The 15775-nt window shown below is 70.6% G+C and carries 17 protein-coding genes and 1 pseudogene; 9 read left to right on the top strand and 9 right to left on the bottom strand.

The genetic code is table 11. The features are described from left to right. The first annotated feature begins 142 nt into the window (after positions 1-142). From ABD932_RS36545 to ABD932_RS36525, 5 genes are all read left to right on the top strand, one after another. Positions 143-979: an endonuclease/exonuclease/phosphatase family protein gene (locus ABD932_RS36545; RefSeq protein WP_345019713.1), complete on the top strand. Its 837-nt coding sequence runs from the start codon at positions 143-145 to the stop codon at positions 977-979. 138 nt (positions 980-1117) lie between these two features. Further along, positions 1118-1597 (top strand): hypothetical protein, encoded by a 480-nt coding sequence (locus ABD932_RS36540; protein WP_345019711.1) that lies wholly within the window; start codon positions 1118-1120, stop codon positions 1595-1597. A 177-nt stretch (positions 1598-1774) separates the two neighbouring features. Next, positions 1775-2212 carry a hypothetical protein gene (locus tag ABD932_RS36535; protein ID WP_345019709.1) on the top strand — a complete coding sequence of 146 codons (438 nt, stop codon included), beginning with the start codon at positions 1775-1777 and terminating at the stop codon, positions 2210-2212. A 142-nt stretch (positions 2213-2354) separates the two neighbouring features. After that, on the top strand, positions 2355-3500 hold the full coding sequence (locus ABD932_RS36530; protein WP_345019707.1) for a PLP-dependent cysteine synthase family protein: 1146 nt from the start codon (positions 2355-2357) through the stop codon (positions 3498-3500). Then, a complete protein-coding gene (locus ABD932_RS36525) occupies positions 3497-4798 on the top strand; it encodes an MFS transporter (protein ID WP_345019705.1) in 1302 nt (433 codons plus the stop codon). The genes ABD932_RS36530 and ABD932_RS36525 overlap by 4 nt, the downstream gene beginning before the upstream one ends. A 64-nt stretch (positions 4799-4862) precedes the next feature. Here the strand turns inward: ABD932_RS36525 and ABD932_RS36520 are convergent, their stop codons facing one another. The 4 genes from ABD932_RS36520 to ABD932_RS36505 form a co-directional block, all read right to left on the bottom strand. Further along, on the bottom strand, positions 4863-5249 hold the full coding sequence (locus ABD932_RS36520) for a hypothetical protein (protein ID WP_345019703.1): 387 nt from the start codon (positions 5247-5249) through the stop codon (positions 4863-4865). A 95-nt stretch (positions 5250-5344) separates the two neighbouring features. After that, positions 5345-5572 carry a DUF6480 family protein gene (locus tag ABD932_RS36515; protein WP_345019701.1) on the bottom strand — a complete coding sequence of 76 codons (228 nt, stop codon included), beginning with the start codon at positions 5570-5572 and terminating at the stop codon, positions 5345-5347. A gap of 156 nt (positions 5573-5728) precedes the next feature. After that, positions 5729-6448: a DUF6766 family protein gene (locus ABD932_RS36510; RefSeq protein WP_345019698.1), complete on the bottom strand. Its 720-nt coding sequence runs from the start codon at positions 6446-6448 to the stop codon at positions 5729-5731. A gap of 83 nt (positions 6449-6531) precedes the next feature. Further along, positions 6532-6942, bottom strand: coding sequence for a hypothetical protein (locus ABD932_RS36505; protein ID WP_345019696.1), 411 nt, complete (start codon positions 6940-6942; stop codon positions 6532-6534). 231 nt (positions 6943-7173) lie between these two features. Between ABD932_RS36505 and ABD932_RS36500 the strand changes: the two genes are divergently transcribed. Then, positions 7174-7836: an ANTAR domain-containing response regulator gene (locus tag ABD932_RS36500; protein WP_345019838.1), complete on the top strand. Its 663-nt coding sequence runs from the start codon at positions 7174-7176 to the stop codon at positions 7834-7836. A 168-nt stretch (positions 7837-8004) separates the two neighbouring features. Here the strand turns inward: ABD932_RS36500 and ABD932_RS36495 are convergent, their stop codons facing one another. From ABD932_RS36495 to ABD932_RS36480, 4 genes are all read right to left on the bottom strand, one after another. Next, positions 8005-9039 carry an iron-containing redox enzyme family protein gene (locus tag ABD932_RS36495; protein ID WP_345019694.1) on the bottom strand — a complete coding sequence of 345 codons (1035 nt, stop codon included), beginning with the start codon at positions 9037-9039 and terminating at the stop codon, positions 8005-8007. After that, entirely contained in the window at positions 9036-9281 is a 246-nt protein-coding gene (locus ABD932_RS36490; RefSeq protein WP_345019692.1) for a CDGSH iron-sulfur domain-containing protein, read from the bottom strand. The genes ABD932_RS36495 and ABD932_RS36490 overlap by 4 nt, the downstream gene beginning before the upstream one ends. Then, on the bottom strand, positions 9265-9942 hold the full coding sequence (locus tag ABD932_RS36485; RefSeq protein ID WP_345019690.1) for a HemK2/MTQ2 family protein methyltransferase: 678 nt from the start codon (positions 9940-9942) through the stop codon (positions 9265-9267). The genes ABD932_RS36490 and ABD932_RS36485 overlap by 17 nt, the downstream gene beginning before the upstream one ends. 432 nt (positions 9943-10374) lie before the next feature. Further along, positions 10375-11901, bottom strand: a complete 1527-nt coding sequence (locus tag ABD932_RS36480) for an FAD-dependent oxidoreductase (protein ID WP_345019688.1) — start codon at positions 11899-11901, stop codon at positions 10375-10377. A gap of 200 nt (positions 11902-12101) precedes the next feature. Between ABD932_RS36480 and ABD932_RS36475 the strand changes: the two genes are divergently transcribed. The 3 genes and pseudogenes from ABD932_RS36475 to ABD932_RS36465 all read left to right on the top strand — a co-directional run bounded on the left by ABD932_RS36475 (position 12102) and on the right by ABD932_RS36465 (position 13714). Next, complete coding sequence (locus ABD932_RS36475) at positions 12102-12578, top strand: SRPBCC family protein (protein WP_345019686.1); 477 nt, start codon at positions 12102-12104, stop codon at positions 12576-12578. 193 nt (positions 12579-12771) lie between these two features. Beyond that, a pseudogene (locus tag ABD932_RS36470) lies at positions 12772-13107 on the top strand (nitrate reductase); the annotation flags it as partial. A gap of 82 nt (positions 13108-13189) precedes the next feature. Next, positions 13190-13714, top strand: coding sequence for a substrate-binding domain-containing protein (locus ABD932_RS36465; RefSeq protein ID WP_345019685.1), 525 nt, complete (start codon positions 13190-13192; stop codon positions 13712-13714). A gap of 9 nt (positions 13715-13723) precedes the next feature. Here ABD932_RS36465 and ABD932_RS36460 read toward each other — a convergent pair whose 3' ends face one another. Beyond that, a complete protein-coding gene (locus ABD932_RS36460; RefSeq protein WP_345019683.1) occupies positions 13724-15679 on the bottom strand; it encodes an ATP-binding SpoIIE family protein phosphatase in 1956 nt (651 codons plus the stop codon). Positions 15680-15775: the final 96 nt, after the last annotated feature.

Here is a 15775-nt window from a genome sequence, read left to right as displayed (position 1 = left end):
TCCGCCAACTCGCCGATGAGTTGCAGATGTTGGACGAGAACCGGAACACCGCATGTGTTGCCGCCGACCCCGTCCCATAACCTCGTGCATGGAGACGTCGGTGGAGACGTCAGATGCCAGATGTATCCACTCAGAGGAGGCGATGGTGCTCGGAAGGGGCACGCGGTTGTTTGCGGGCGCCATGGTCGCGGTCTGCATGGTGCTCATCGGTCCCAGTGCGCCGAGCGGCCTCTTCGCCGGGGCAGTGCCCGTCGAAGCCGTCCGGGATGTCGTACCGAACCGGGTCATGACGTGGAACATCTGCAACCCCTGCGAGGTGAGCAACGTCGACCGGGCGGCGGAGATCGCCACGTATGCGCCCCAGGTCATCGGCATGCAGGAAGCGTGCGTGCGTGACGTCGAGATGATCCGGGAGTATCTGGAGAGCCTGCACGGGCTCGTCTACCACGTCGAGTACGGGTCGGTTCTGCGGGATTGGGGCCGTTGCGGGGGAGTGCCGTGGAGTCCGGGGGCCTTTGGCCAGGCGGTCCTCTCGGCGGCACCGATGACAGACCGCGAGAGCGTGGAATACCCCGACGGAGGATCCGAGGACCGCGGGTACATGGCAGTCACCACCAAGGTGGACGGCCGGCCCGTCCGGGTCTTCAACACGCACCTCGCCCAGCGGCGTCAGGAGGCGGTCCGAGCACACCAGGCCGGCGTACTCGCCACAGAAGTCGCCCGGCACGACCGTGCGATCGTTCTCGGCGACTTCAACGCCGTGCCGGACGCACCCGAACTCGCCCCGATCTGGGCACTGGCCGCGGATGCGGACCCCCGGTGTCATCCCCCGTCCGCCGGCGCGTGCGAGACCACCACCGACTGGCAGAGCAAGTTCGACTACGTCTTCCTGCGAGGCATCGTCCCGCTCGAGCACCGTGTGCGTCCCACCGAGTCCTCGGACCACCACCCGCTGTACTCCGACGTGGACCTGACCTGAGCGGACATCCCGGCCGGTTCGGCCGGTGATCCCGAGAGCCGCGCACCCGGGAAAGCCACCGCACACTCGCCGCCGCAAACAAGCCAATCGCCCCGTGTACCGAACCCGCGTTCCAGAAGTGGTGGACGACCGCTGCCGATGAACCGCTACGATCACGGCATGGTTACGGCTCGGTCGACCTGGCGCATGGTCAGGACCCCCTCGGATGTGGGTCCGTTGCTGCGCGTTCTGGCTTTGGCCGTGCTCCTGTTCGGCGTCCTCGTGACCCATGCCGTGCACGTCGAGAGCGTCAGGGGACACCTCGCCACCAGCGCCGCAGCCCCTGCCGCGTTCTCGGATGATGACGTTCGCGGCGCGGCCGTCGAGACCGGGCCGCTGTTCGCCGCGGAAGCGGACGATCACCAGGGTGGTCATGAGGCGTCACATCCTGGCGAGCAGTGCGCATCCGGGCAGCCGCAGCAGGGCTCCGGTGTGGTTCCGCCCTGCTTTGCCGCGTCGGTTCGCGAATCAACCAGTGCCGACGACGCCGCAGCCGTGCGGGTGTCCGCCTTCGGCGGACCGATGGACAGGGTCTCGTCCGCGGCTCTGAGAGCGGCCTCCATGGTGCAGCGGGTGTAGAAGCGGGGACTCCGCCAACCGGCCTGCCGGTCGTCACCGGTTCGGCTGGTGTCGCACGACGAGTGTCGTATCCCGGTTCATGATGGGGCGTCACATCCGTCGATGCCGTCCTGCCCTCACTCATGCCCGCGCCTCACTCCGCCCTCGTCGGAGATGTGGCAGTAGCGCGGAGGACCCGTGCCGACACATTCCCGCATGCTCACGCACGCCCCCTGGGCCCCCTGCGGCTCGTCCCGGCGGCGCCGACTCGTCTCGGCGCTCCGCGGCGCCCTTCTGATGGCGCTCATGCTGTGCGCCTTCGCTCACGGCGTGTCCGAGGACGCGCACGAGCCGGCGTCCGCCCCGGTCGTCTCCTCGGTGACGGCCGCGGGTGGCGAGCCGCACGGGCCCCACGGCCCTCACCCTCACCGGGCCGAGGACTGTGCCGCCGACTTGATCGTCCGTACCGGGGCCCAGTCGGTGGAGGACCTTCCCCTCGGCGCACCGGCCGTGGTGGTACTCGTCGTCGTGTCCGTGACGGTGGCGTTGCCCTTCGCACGGCACGCATCCCGCAGACGCCGTAGCGCACGCACCGGCCGCGCGGCGCTCGTCCGCACCTGTCGGTGGCGGATCTAGACCACTCGCTCGCAGCCGACCGCCTTCGTCGGCTGCCGCGCACCCATGCCCCGAACGCGGACCGGAGGTCCGCCCTGTCCGGGCTGGGGCGCGAGACGAATCCGCACCCGTGCGTTCATCGAGCGAGAGTGAAAACACAGACATGCAGTCATTGACCAAGGCCGCGCTCAACACGGGCCATTCCGCCCTGTCCGGGCTGGTGGGAAACACCCCGCTGCTGCGGGTGTCGGAGCCGCTGGCCCCGGCCGGGCGCGGCTTCTGGGCGAAGCTCGAGGGGTTCAACCCCGGCGGTATCAAGGACCGTCCGGGGCTGCACATGGTGGAGCGGGCCCGCGCCCGTGGCGACCTGCGGCCCGGTGGACGGATCATCGAATCCACCAGCGGGACCCTGGGTCTGGGGCTGGCGCTGGCCGGGATGGTGTACGGCCACCCCGTCACCCTGGTCACCGATCCGGGACTGGAGCTGTCCATGACCCGGTTGCTGACGGCGTACGGCGCCCAGGTCAACGTCGTCTCCGAGCCGCATCCGACGGGCGGCTGGCAGCAGGCCCGCCGTGAGCGCGTGCAGCGGCTGCTGGAGCAGCACCCCGACTCCTGGTGCCCGGACCAGTACAACAACCCCGACAACGTCGCCGCCTACACCCCGCTGGCCCTCGAACTCGCCTCCGAAATCGGCCACATCGACGTGCTGGTGTGCAGCGTCGGCACCGGCGGCCACTCGGCCGGCGTCTCCCGGGTCCTGCGGCAGCTCTACCCCGAGCTGACCGTCGTCGGCGTGGACACGACCGGTTCGACGATCTTCGGCCAGCCCGCCCGGCCCCGCCTGATGCGCGGACTCGGCTCCAGCATCTACCCCCGCAACGTCGCCTACGAGCAGTTCTCCGAGGTGCACTGGGTCGCCCCGCGCGAGGCCGTGTGGACGTGCCGCCAACTGGCCACCTCCCACTACGCCACCGGCGGATGGAGTGTCGGCGCGGTCGCGCTGGTGGCCGGCTGGCTGGCCCGGACGATGCCCGCGGACGCACGGATCGTCGCGGTCTTCCCCGACGGCCCGCAGCGATACCTGGGGACGGTCTACGACGACGACTACTGCGCCGCCCACGGCCTGCTGGACTCCCCGCCGGCGCCGGAACCCGAGCTGATCGGCCGTCTCGACGAGAAGGAGGTCACCCGCTGGAGCCGGTGCACCACGGTGATCGATCCCCTCACCCTGCGGGGCACGGAACAGGACGGCGCCAAGGACGCCGCTCCGGGCGCCGAGTCGGACTGCGCCGAGGAGGTCCGGTGAAGGGGCTGCTCACCCAGGTCCGGTCCTACGAACGCAGCGTCCAGCTGTTGATGGTGAACCAGTTCACCATCAACCTCGGCTTCTACATGCTGATGCCCTACCTGGCCGCCCACCTCTCCGGCACGCTCGGGCTGGCCGGCTGGATCGTGGGACTCGTCCTTGGCGTACGGAACTTCAGCCAGCAGGGCATGTTCCTGGTCGGCGGGACGCTCGCCGACCGGATCGGCTACAAGCCGATGATCGTCGCCGGGTGTGTGCTGCGCACCCTCGGCTTCGCGACGCTCGGGCTCGTCGACTCCCTTCCCGCACTGCTCGCCGCTTCCGCCGCCACCGGGCTCGCCGGCGCACTGTTCAACCCGGCCGTGCGGGCGTACCTCGCGGCCGACGCCGGGGAGCGCAGGGTCGAGGCGTTCGCGCTGTTCAACGTGTTCTACCAGGCGGGCATCCTGCTGGGCCCGTTGGTGGGCATGGTGCTGACCGGGGTGGACTTCCGGGTCACCTGCCTGGTGGCGGCCGGGATCTTCGCGTTGCTGAGCGTCGTACAGATCCGCGCACTGCCCGCCCGGCGGGCCGAGGAGGCCGGGCGGCAGCGGCCCGACAGCGGGCAGAGTGTGCTCGCCCAGTGGCGCGGCATCCTGGCCAACCGGCCGTTCCTGCTGTTCTCCCTCGCCATGGTCGGCTCGTACGTGCTGTCCTTCCAGGTGTATCTGGCGCTGCCGCTGGAGGTGCGTCGGCTCGGTGGCGACGGGGAGTTCGGCACGGCGGCGGTGGCGGTGCTCTTCGCCGTCACCGGGCTGAGCACGATCCTCGCTCAGACCCGGGTGACGGCGTGGTGCAAGGCACGGTACGAACCCGGGCAGGCACTGGTCCGGGGGCTGGCCGTGATGGGCCTTGCCTTCGTTCCGCTGCTGATGGCCACGGCCGTGCCCGTACCGGCGGCCGGGATCGGGTTGTGGCTGCTCGCGGCGGTGCCACCGACGCTCGCCGCGCTGCTGCTGGCCATCGGCACGATGATCGCCTACCCGTTCGAGATGGACACCATCGTCCGTCTGTCCGGTGAGCGCCTGGTCGCCACCCATTACGGGCTGTACAACACGATCTGCGGCATCGGCATCACCGTCGGGAACCTGGGCACGGGCGCCGCGCTCGACGCGGCCCGCGTGGCAGGTATGTCCGCGCTGCCGTGGATCACGCTCTGCGCGCTCGGACTGGTATGTGCGGCTGCCCTCTACGGCCTGCACCGCACGGAGCGACTGGCGCCGCCACCCGCCGCCGAGCCGCTTCCCGCCACCCTCTGACCTGCTGACCTTAGGCCAGGGGCGGGGCACCACATGGTGCCCCGCCCCTGTTGGGGTCGGTCGGCTAGCCCGGGCGGCGCCTGGAGGGCGGGTCCTGCGGGTCCACACCCGTCGTCGCTTCGGCGTCCTTGGTGCCGCTGGGGCGCTGGGAGCGGCCCCTGCGACCCGTGTCCCTGCGGCCCTTCTCGTCGCCGCCGGCGTACTCCTCGCCGCGTGCGCCGGTGCTGCGCACCGTGTCGCCCGGTACGGACTTCGTCTCCTCCTTGGACTTCGTCCGTCCCGGTCCCTTTCCGCCACCGTGCTCGGCGGTGTGGAAGGAGCGGTGGGCGCTCGGGTTGTCCTGCTGGCGCGTCTCGTCCACGTCGGGCGACCAGCCGTGCTGTCCGGTGCCCTGGTGACGGCTCGGGCCCTGGCCGTGTGGCGGTTCTGAGGCGTGTGGCTTCTTCGTCATGGGAGGACCTGCCTGTTCGGCTGGGGCGATGCCGTGCGTCGCCCCTCGAGGAAATGGTTCGGATGTGATCGCCCGACAAGCGTGCGCGGGAAGCACTACGCGATCAGGGCCACCGCCATGGCGATCAACCCGATCGCCACCAACGCCACGACCACCATGATCAGGACGAGCGGCATCGGCCCCCATCCCTTGCGCAGCTCGGGCGGCTCCGGATGCGAGATACCGTGGGTGCCTCCTTCGGCGGGTGGTGTCTCACCGGGGGACACGCCGCCGCCCGGTTCGATTCCCGGGGTTCGCCTCGGGTCGGGATCAGGAGTGGTCATGACGCACGCTCCCTTCCGATCTCGCTGTGACCAGGTCGTCGCTGCATGCGTCGGCGTACGACGGTGGCCCCCGAGTACCCTCACGCCGACTCCGCGAACCGGTGATCCCGACCGGTCAGGAAGCGCTCACCGGTCCTCGCGGGATCCCGCCCGTCCTCAGCCCTCCACGCCCGTCGCGCCGTGCGCCGCTCCCACCGGCTTCGACTCCGGGGAGCCCCGTTGCCGCAGGTAGATGGACAGCACGGCCATCGAGGCGACGGCGAGCAGCTCGGACTGCCAGTTCTGCAGGGTGCGGTTCCAGAAATCCGCCGCGCCGAGGTAGTCGCCCCAGCTCAGCGGGGCCTGCAGCTGCCGTAGCTGCTCCTCGTTGTAGGCGGCCACGCCGGTGATCGACTGGACCAGCCAGGACAGCAGGAAGATCGTCCCCATGACCAGCAGCAGCGAGTGCGAGTACACCGCCTGTCGCCAGCCGCCGGCCCTGGCCCACTTGGGCGAGCTCTCCTTGGCGTACTCGCCGACCAGCTGTTCCTCGTCGGACTCGGTGCCGCCCTTGTGCAGCTCCTTGGACTCCGGGGAGCCGCGTTGCACCAGCCAGACGGTCACGCCGACGTACAGGAAGAACTGCAGGTACTCCGACTGCCAGTTCTCGGACACGTCGACGGCGAAGTCGGAGGTGGTGAGGTACTCGCCGAACTCGACCTGCTGGAGCTGGTCGGCGGCCAGCTGGTTGTTGAAGTCCGCGTGACCGGCGACCGCCTGCCCGACCAGTGCGAGCAGGAACGTCCCGAGGAAGAACAGGCCGAGCCCGTTGTCCCGCAGGAAGCCCGGCAGGCCCCGGTGCTTCGGCGGGGTGGTCCGGGACGATTGCTCGGTCATCGGTGCAACAGCCCCAGGGCCGCCAGAAAGGCGAGACCGACCACGATGATCCCGAGGACGACAGCGAACATGACCCTCACACCTCACCCGCCCTTGATCCGGCACTGGTAGGGCTCCCGCGGACGCTGCTCGCAACCGGCGGCCACGACCTTCCAGCCCGAGGTGAAGTGGGAGAGGAACAGGGTGTCGGAGGAGAGCACCGCCCTTGCCTGGTTGCCGTGCACGTCCGTCCGTCGCACGGCCCCGCCCGGTGCCGGCGACTCCTCACGCAGCGCCTGCGCACACGGGCTGCCCGCCGACTGCTCCAGCTCCTCCACGGTCCCCGGCGCAAGAGCGGCGCACACCCGGTCGTACGCGCCCTCACCCAGCGCCGCCTGGAACGCGGCCGCGGTGTCGCGTACGTCGTCCTCCCGTTCCGCCACCGTGCCGCACCCGCCGAGGCCGCCGATGGTCAGCAGGGCGCACACCGCCACACCGCACGCTCGCCCGGCCATGGGCCCACCTCCCACCGCAGTACACCGCAACGAGCCCCGAGCGAGAGGCAACCGCGCCCCGGCATTCGCTCACCCGGCCGACCGGCGGGGCGTACGTCCGGCTGTGCTCGGTCGGGGAAGGTCTCGGGCGCGATGTCCATGCGAGGCTCGCGTATAAAGCTGGGTATGAGGCTTGCCCGGGCGGGACGAGCAGCGGAGGGCGAAGTGGACTGGGGTCGGTTCGCAGAGCAGATGGCGTCGATGGCGCGGGATCTCCTGGCACAGGACTCGGTGGACGCCACACTGGAGCGGATCACCGCATCGGCCACGGAGCTGGTCGAGGGCTGTGACGCGGCGGGCATTCTCGTGCTGCGCGGCAAACGGGTGGAGACGCTCGCCCCCACCCACTCTCTGGTTGTCGACAGCGACCGGCTACAGGAACAGCTGGGTGAAGGGCCCTGCTTCGATGCGGCACGCAACTCGCAGGGAGAGCGGGTCTTTCGCATCTCGGATCTCACCGACGGGCAACGGGAATGGTCCGCCTACGCCGCTCAGGCACGCCGTCTCGGGGTGGGCAGCATGATGGGCTTCCTGCTGTTCACCGAGGACGAAGACCTCGGCGCGCTGAACCTCTACTCCCGCAAGCCGGGTGCGTTCACCCAGGTCAGCGAGGTGGCCGGCTGGCTTCTGGCCTCGCACGCGGCGGTCGCCTTCTCCAGTGCCCGCTACCACGCTCAGATGGAACGGGCCGTCGCCACTCGCCACGCCATCGGCGAGGCCATGGGCATCCTCATGGGAAGCCATCACCTCACCGAGAAGCAGGCGTTCGACGTGCTGCGCCGTTACTCACAGCAGAAGAACGTCAAGCTCCGAGAGGTCGCCCGCATGGTCTGCGAGCAGGGCAGCCTCTCGTGACGGGCTGGCGGCTCCTCCAGCACGTTGGCTGAACCAGAGAAGCCTGGGCCGGGCCAGTCCCCAGGGGAACGCTGCTGGAACCCGCCCTGACCACCGAGTCCCCTGCTCGGACGCCGCACACACATCAGTAGCCCGGTCCGCTCATTCGTCCGTCGGTCTCTGAGGAACTCACCACGGCGGGTTCGGCGACCTCGTCCCGCGCAGCGCCGTCCCGCCCTCGCGCCAGGCGCTGAGCAGCCTGGTCGCCAGACGGTCTTCGAGATGGACGGTCGCGCGGATCCCGAAGACCACGTCGGCCTCCAGGTGAGGCTCGTCCTCCAGAAGCCCGCCGACAACTTCGTGCCGTACGACCTGCTCATGCACCGCGTCCGCCTCCACATGCTCGGCGTAGAACCGGACGGCCGCCGGTCCCGCGCCCACCCGGCGCAGGGCCTCGGCGAGGCGGCGCGAGGCCGGGGACGAGGTCACCTCCACGGCGGCGAAGTGCCCGACGAGCGCCGCGCGCCGCGCCCGGTGCAGACCGAACAGGGACATCAGGTTCACGGTGGCCAGCACCTCGGCGGGCGCCTCGTCGACATAGCGTCCGTACGCCGTGTCCAGCCCCAGGTCCGCCATGAGGTCGGCGAACAACTGCGCGTGGATCTCGTCGGCCCGGCCCGCTCCGAACTCGTCGAACTCCACGGCGACCATGGCCGCCTTCGCCCGCCCGTACAGCCGGGGGAGGACCCAGGCGTGCGGGTCCGCTTCCTTGAGGTGGTACAGCGAGCGCAGCGCCGCGTATTCACGCAGGTGGTCGAGGCTGCCTTCGTCGCGGAGGAAGTGCGAGACACCGCCGGAGCCGTCCGCCGGTTCGACCTGGAGCTCGTCCAGCGCCCTCCGAGCCGTGTCCGTGCCGTCGACCGGCACGTCACGCAACAGCGCGCCCAGGAAGCGTTCCTCGATCGCGCCGCGGCAGGCGAGCAGACCGCCGTCCCACTCCAGGGCGTCGGGCACGCCCTGGAAGCCCTGGTAGTGAAGCTCGTAGAGGACGTAGAGGGCGAGCTGCAGGTCGTCGCCGTACGGAGAACAGCCTGCCGGGGACGGAATGCTCCTTGGGCCCGGCCGCCGCAGGAGGCCCGTCACCGCCTCGGAGAGCTCGCCGCGCGGCTCGGGCAAGGGTGGTGGCCGGTGCCGTGACTGCTGCCGGGGGCGGGAGTGGTTCATGCGGCCCCGTCCTCGCCGGGTCGCCTCTCGCGGCGGCGGTGGCTGGTGTCGCACCAGGGGAAGATACGGCTGCGGCGACAGGTGCAGATGGCCACGGCGAAGCGCTGAGAGACCGTCACCTCGCCGTTCTCGTCCACTACTTCGACGGGCCCCTCGATGAGCAGGGGACCGTCGCGCTGGGCGCGGACGCGGACGCGGCGAGGGCGTTCAGGAGTGTTCGGGCGTTCAGGTGTGTTCGGCACGGATCACCACCAGCTCCTCCGTCGTCCCCTCGGCCGTCAGCCCCTGCTCGCGCAGCCAGGCGAGCCGTGAACGCAGTACGCGTCCGAAGGGCAGCAGGGTCCGGTCGACGACCTCCGCGCGCAGGCCGGCTTCCGCCAGCCGGGTCAGCGTGGCGCCGACGCCGCACAGGTGCGAGTGGACGATCAGCAGCGTTCCTGTCGGCCGCAGGAACGTCGGTGCGCTGTCGCAGATGCGGTCGATCAGCAGGCGTCCGTCCGTTCCGGCGTCCCAGGCTCTGGCGCGGCCCCTGGGCGGCCTGGGGCCGGGGGCGGGTACGTAGGGCGGGTTGGCGATCACCAGGTCGAAGCGCCGGCCGGGCACCGCCGTCGCCAGGTCGCCGTGGCGCACACGCAGCGTCTGGCCGTTCAGCAGGGCGTTCAGCCAGGCGGTGGCGATGGCCCGCCAGGAGATGTCGACAGCGGTGACGTGTCCGCCGAGGCGGGCCGCCTGCACCGCGAGAACACCACTTCCGGTGCCCAGATCCAGCACGTCCGTCTCCGCCGTGACTCCCTCGCGATGCATCGCCCGCTCCAGGAGCCGGGTGTCGGTCTGCGGGGGATAGACGCCCGGGGGGACCCAGTATCGGGGCAGAGCGGCCGTGATGAGGGCGTCGGCTGTCATGGGTGCCTTCCTCCGCCGGGTGCCTCCAACGGCGTGAACACGGCCTGGCCCGGGTTGCCCGGTACGCCCGACGTCGGAGCGATCACTGGTGGTGCGCTTGCTCAGTCCTCGCCGCGGACGATGTTCCGCTCGGTGCTCGTCGTGCTCGTCGGGGCCGAGGGTGGGGTATTGCCGTCCTCGACGGCGGAAACGCATGTGCGTATGGCCTGGCCGCGCAGGTGACGGGCCTTCGTCCAGCCGGTCTCGGCTACCTTCAAGGCTTTCCTCGGGGCAGTGGGCGCGGTCACGGCGCTTCATCTTCTCTCTGCTCTGGAGCACGCAGCCCTGCGGACTGACGGACCCGCCGTGGGACGGAGTCGGCTCGCGATGATGTGCGACCGGGTTCCCGGGGCGCGGGTCGTGAAACGCCGCGCCGCTCGGAGGTCGCGCCGCTCAGAGGTCGCGCTTCTTGAGCGGCCGTACGGCGGGACCCTGCAGGATCCGGCCGTCCGGGGCGAACCGGGAGCCGTGGCACGGGCATTCCCACGCCTGTTCCGCGTGGTTGAAGGCGACGATGCAGCCGAGATGGGTGCAGCGGGCCGAGACCGCCTGGAGCCGGCCCTTCTCGTCGCGATGAACGGCCCACTGAGCTCCGCCCCGGCGCACCACGGCGCCGTAGCCCGGGGGAATGTTCTCGGGCGCGGGCCCGGTCAGTGGCAGTATCCGGTCGCCGACGAAGTGCCGGGCCACCTGGCCCTGGTGCTTCAGGAACGTCCCGCCCTCACGCACCACGGAGGCCAGCCGGCGAGGATCGTAGAGGCCGCTCCACTCGACCTCGCGCCCGCTGACGAGGTCGCAGAGCAGGCGGCCCGCCATGATGCCGCCGCTGAGACCCCAGCCGCCGAACCCCGTCGCCACATAGGTGTGGCGACTGCCCGGGTGGAGCGGCCCGACCAGCGGGACGGAGTCGGTGGAGTCGTTGTCCTGGGTGGCCCATCGGTGAGTGAAGGAAACCTTGGGGAAGCGGGCATCGGCCCAGGCGGACAGCCGGGCGAACCGCTCCTCGACGTCGGCGGTGCCGGGGGTGAAGTGCTCCCCGGTGACGATCAGCAGGCGTTCGCCGTCGCCGAGGGGCGCCGTGCGGACGGAGCGCGTGGCCTGCTCCGGGGTGATGTACATGTCGCGCGGGGCCCGTTCCTCGTCGATGGTCCCGGCGACGACCAGCTCCCGCCGCGTGGACAGCCGGGTGAAGAGCAGGGCCCGGTCGAAGACGGGGTAGTGCGTGGCGATCACGACTTCGCGGGCACGCACGGACACACCCGCGTCGGTCGACAGCACGCAGGGTTCGCCCTCGGTGAGTCCGACGACCCGAGTGTCCTCGTACACGGAGCCGCCGCGCCGACGCAGGTCGTCCGCGAGGGCCAGCAGATACTTCCGGGGATGGAACTGGGCCTGCCCGCTCACCCGGACCGCCCCGGCGAGGGGGAAGGGCAACTCCGACTCCGTGACGAACTCGGCCGGCAGTCCCGCCTCACGTGCCGCCTCCGCCTCCGCTCGCAGCTCCCCGACGCGCCGCGGGTTCTCGGCGTACGTGAAGGCCGCCGCCTCTTCCCACTCGCAGTCGATGTCCAACTCCTCCACGATGTCGGCGGCGTGCCGGATCGCGGCGGACTGCGAGCGCGCGTACAGCCGTGCGCCCTCCGGGCCGCGGGTGCGGCGCAGGTGGTCGTAGACGAGGGTGTGCAGCGCGGTGAGCTTGGCTGTCGTGTGCCCGGTGACGCCGGCGGCGAGGCGCCCCGCTTCCAGGACAGCCACCTCGCGTCCCTGCCGTACCAGTTCCCAGGCCGTACTGAGTCCCGCGATGCCGCCGCCGACCACGGCGACGTCGACGGCCAGGTCACCGGCCGGTGGGGGAGCTGCGGCGCCGGGCGGCGCGGTTTCGAGCCAGTAGGAGCCTCGGAACTCTCTCTCAGCGTTCATGGCCCCCGAGTGCCCGTCACGGCGAGGTGACACGCGGACCGCGCCAGGTCGGCCGGAGTGCCGGCCGCGGAGATCTCCGGATCACGCGGCTCGTGGTCTTTTACGTCGGGCTTCCCGGGTACCCGGTGTCTCGCACACGCACAGAAGGTCGGCCCGCCACCGCGGTCGGGCATCGGCCAGGAGCGGACCAGGAGGGATCGATGAGCACGGTCAAGGAAACGGTCGACGTGGACGTACCGGTGCGTCGGGCGTACGACCAGTGGACCCAGTTCGAGGACTTCCCGAACTTCATGGAAGGCGTCGAAGAGGTCAGGCAGCTCGACGACCGGCACAACCACTGGACCACCAGCATCGGTGGGGTGCAGCGCGAGTTCGACACGGAGATCGTCGACCAGATGGCGGACGACCGGATCACCTGGCGGTCCATCGGCGGTGACACCCAGCAGCGCGGGTCGGTCAGGTTCGAGCGACTGGACGACACGCACACCCGGGTGGAGCTCACGCTGGACGTCGAGCCGACCGGTGTCGTCGAGAAGGGTGCGGACGCGCTGGGCCTGATCGACCGCCGGGTGAAGGGTGATCTGCGCCGCTTCAAGGACTACGTCGAGGGGAGCGGCGGTACCGGCGGCGGCTGGCGCGGACGCATCCGCCCGGAGGACCCGGGCACCACCCTCTGACGGTTCGACAGGCTCGCGTGCCGACGGAGCACCATCCCGGCCGGTCCCCCTCCCATGGGGGCCGGCCGGGACAGCGTGCCGTCGGAAGCGCCTGGGAACGCGCGTCGGAACGGAACACGGTCCGTGGGAGCGGAAGCACGGGGCGGGGCGGGCGTACGCAGGACAGACCGGAGTGAAAGCGTGGAGGTCGGCCATGCAATCCGAGGTGGACCGCATCGCGCGGCCCTGGGGCGAGCGCACGCCGTACGGCCCGCACTTGGGGTGGCCCGTCCGGGTCGACTCGTTCCTGGATCCCGGCGTGCCGGCCGACAGCGTGGCGCGATGGGTGCAGACGGCCTCGCTCCTGCACTCCAGCGGGGACGCGATGGACATTGGCGTCGCAGGCGGGCGGATCGTCGGGGTACGCGGTCGTCCGCAGGACCGGGTGAACCGTGGCCGGCTCGGGCCGAAGGACCTGTTCGCCTGGCAGGCCGACCACTCCCGGGACCGGCTGACCACCCCGCTGATCCGCGAGGGCGGGCACCTGGTGGCCGTTGGCGCCGCACTCGCGGGTGTTCTGGGCGGTGGGCTGGCCGTTCATCTGCAGGACCCCGCAGCCGGGGCGGCCGAGCATGGGACCCGGTCTCCGAACAGCCGCTGTTCAAGACCGCCGCCGCGCGCCTGACCCTCGTCGAGCGTGCCGAGGGCGCCCTCTGCCCGGCACCGACCACCACGGCCTCCGCCCCGGCCGACCCACGATCCGCCCCACCCACCACGGGCGGCAGGCCGGCGATGGCTCGCCAGAGCACCGAAGCATCCGAGGGGGACCGGCAATGAGAGCGGTGCCGAACGAACCAGCGGCCGATCGGGCGGAACCCGGGGGCACCGTCCCCGCCGGAGTGTTCAGCCCCGACCTCGCCACGCGCCTGATCAACGGACCTGACCAACGCGCCCGCTGCGCGCCCCGCTTGCTCGTGGCGGGGCGCGCAGTCCGAGGTCTCACGACGATCGCGCCCGACAAGGCCCGGATCGCGCAGATGGCCGTCAGTACGCTGGTCGGGATCTTCGCGGGTACGGCATCTCCGCCGGCGGACGTGAGGGCGCCGCACCGGTTGGTCGTCAGGGGCAGCACCACCAGGGACTCTCAGGCCGTGTGACGGCACTGGTCACACGCCGGCGTCCGGGCCCGTGAGGGATTGCTCGGTCCAGATGCACTTGCCGGATTCCGTGTAACGCGCGCCCCAACGGTCGGCGAGCGCGGCGACCAGTTGGAGCCCTCTGCCGCCCTCGTCGGTGTCCGCCGCGTGGCGTATGCGCGGCATGGTGAGACTGCGGTCGGACACCTCGCAGATCAGGGCCCGGCTGCGCAGCAGGCGAAGGGTGATCGGACCTCTGGCGTGGCGAATGACGTTTCCGACCAGTTCGCTGGCGAGGAGTTCGGTGGTCACCACCAGCTCTTCGAGGCCCCAGGCCGTGAGCTGATCCCGCACGTGTTTGCGTGCTTGACCAGCGGCTCTGGGGTTTTCGGGCAACTGCCAGCAGGCGATGTCCCGCGGGGCGGAAGCGCGGGTGCGCGCGAGCAGCAGGGCGGCGTCGTCCGGGAAACGCGACGCGCCGGACAAGTCGGTGAGCAGGCTGCCGCACAGCGTGTCGAGATCGGTGCTTGCGGGGTCCGGCGTTCTGGCGAGCCGTCGGGAGAGCTCGGCCATCCCCGCGTCGATGTCGCCGTTCGGGCCCTGGACCAGTCCGTCCGTGTAGAGCGCCAGCAGGCTGCCTTCGGGAAGCTCGAGCGTTGTTGTCTCGTAAGGCAGGGCTGCGATGCCCAGGGGCGGGTTGTCGGGCAGATCGGCGAAGTAGTGGGTGCCGTCGGGATGGACGATCACGGGTGGGGGATGGCCGGCGGTGGTGAGGGTGCACAGGCGGCTGGTGGGGTCGTAGACAGCGCACAGACACGTGGCGAAGTACTCGTCACCAAGGTCACTGACCAGGCTGTTGAGGTGGTAGAAGAGCTCGTCCGGCGCTTGTCCGAGGTCGGCGAGGGTGCGGACGGCGGTGCGCAGTTGGCCCATGATCGCGGCCTCGCGCAGACCGTGGCCCATCACGTCACCGATGACCAGGGCGACCCGATCCGACGGCAGTGGGATCACGTCGTACCAGTCGCCACCGACCTCGGCGCCATCGCCGGCCGGCAGGTAGCGGGCGGTCGTGGTGACACCGGGGAGGGACGGCAGGACCCGGGGGAGGAGGCCGCGCTGGAGTTCATGGGACCGGCGGTGCTCGGCATCGTAGAGACGCGCCCGGGCCAGGGCCTGCGCTATGAGGCCGCACAGCACCGTGAAGAGGTTGCGTTCCTCGGGGGTGAACTCGTGGGGCCGGCCGTACGAGAAGACGCACACTCCGATCGGCCGGTCGGGGGTGAGCAGGGGAAGGAACGCCCAGGCCTGCTTGCCGCTGACGGTCGGTACGTCGGCCATGTGCGGGTACCGGCCGATGTACTCCGAGGGTGAGGAGATGAACGTCGGGGCACGTTCGATCAGTGTCCGGCCGGCTGGGCATTGATCGAGCGGCGGCGGCAGGGTCCCCTTCATCCGGTTGACGAATTCCAGTGAGTTCCCGGCATTTCCGAAGGAATTCAGATGTTCCTCGTCGCGGCACCAGAAGCTGACGGCGTCGGCACCGAAGAGTTCCTGAGCGTGATCCTCGACGACGTTGACCACGTCCAGCCCCGTCACCGCCATGGCCAGAGCCTGAGTCAGCTCGACAATTCTCTCGGCGTACTTCGCGGCCGTGTTCTCGGCCGCTGTTTCCTCCGCCCTTCGCCGGCGCCCGGTGACGTCGGTGAACCAGAGAGCCATACCGGTGGGGACGGGAAACAGCTGTATGCGGAGCGAGCGCTGGTCTCGGGGCCAGTCGACGCTGAAACCGGTCGGTTTGCCGGTGGTGGTGGCCTGTCGACAGGCGACATTCACACCTGTCGTGCGGAGGTGGGGCACCGCATCCCAGAGCACGCGACCGAGCAGTTCGTCCGACAGGCCCAGAAGGCGTTCGGCGGGTCTGTTGAAGAACGTGACCCGCCATGTGCGGTCGATCGTCAGGACGGCGCCGCTCCGGGGCTGGAGCACGCCGGGCGATGGAACCTCGGGAGGTGCGGGATGGGTGGACATGCGGGATGGAGCCGATCGCTAGGGGGTCCCCGTAGAATGTTGACGATGTGTGCT

The organism is Streptomyces shaanxiensis, from assembly GCF_039537145.1.
Classification (GTDB): domain Bacteria; phylum Actinomycetota; class Actinomycetes; order Streptomycetales; family Streptomycetaceae; genus Streptomyces; species Streptomyces shaanxiensis.
This window is presented reverse-complemented; position numbering and strand designations above follow the sequence as displayed.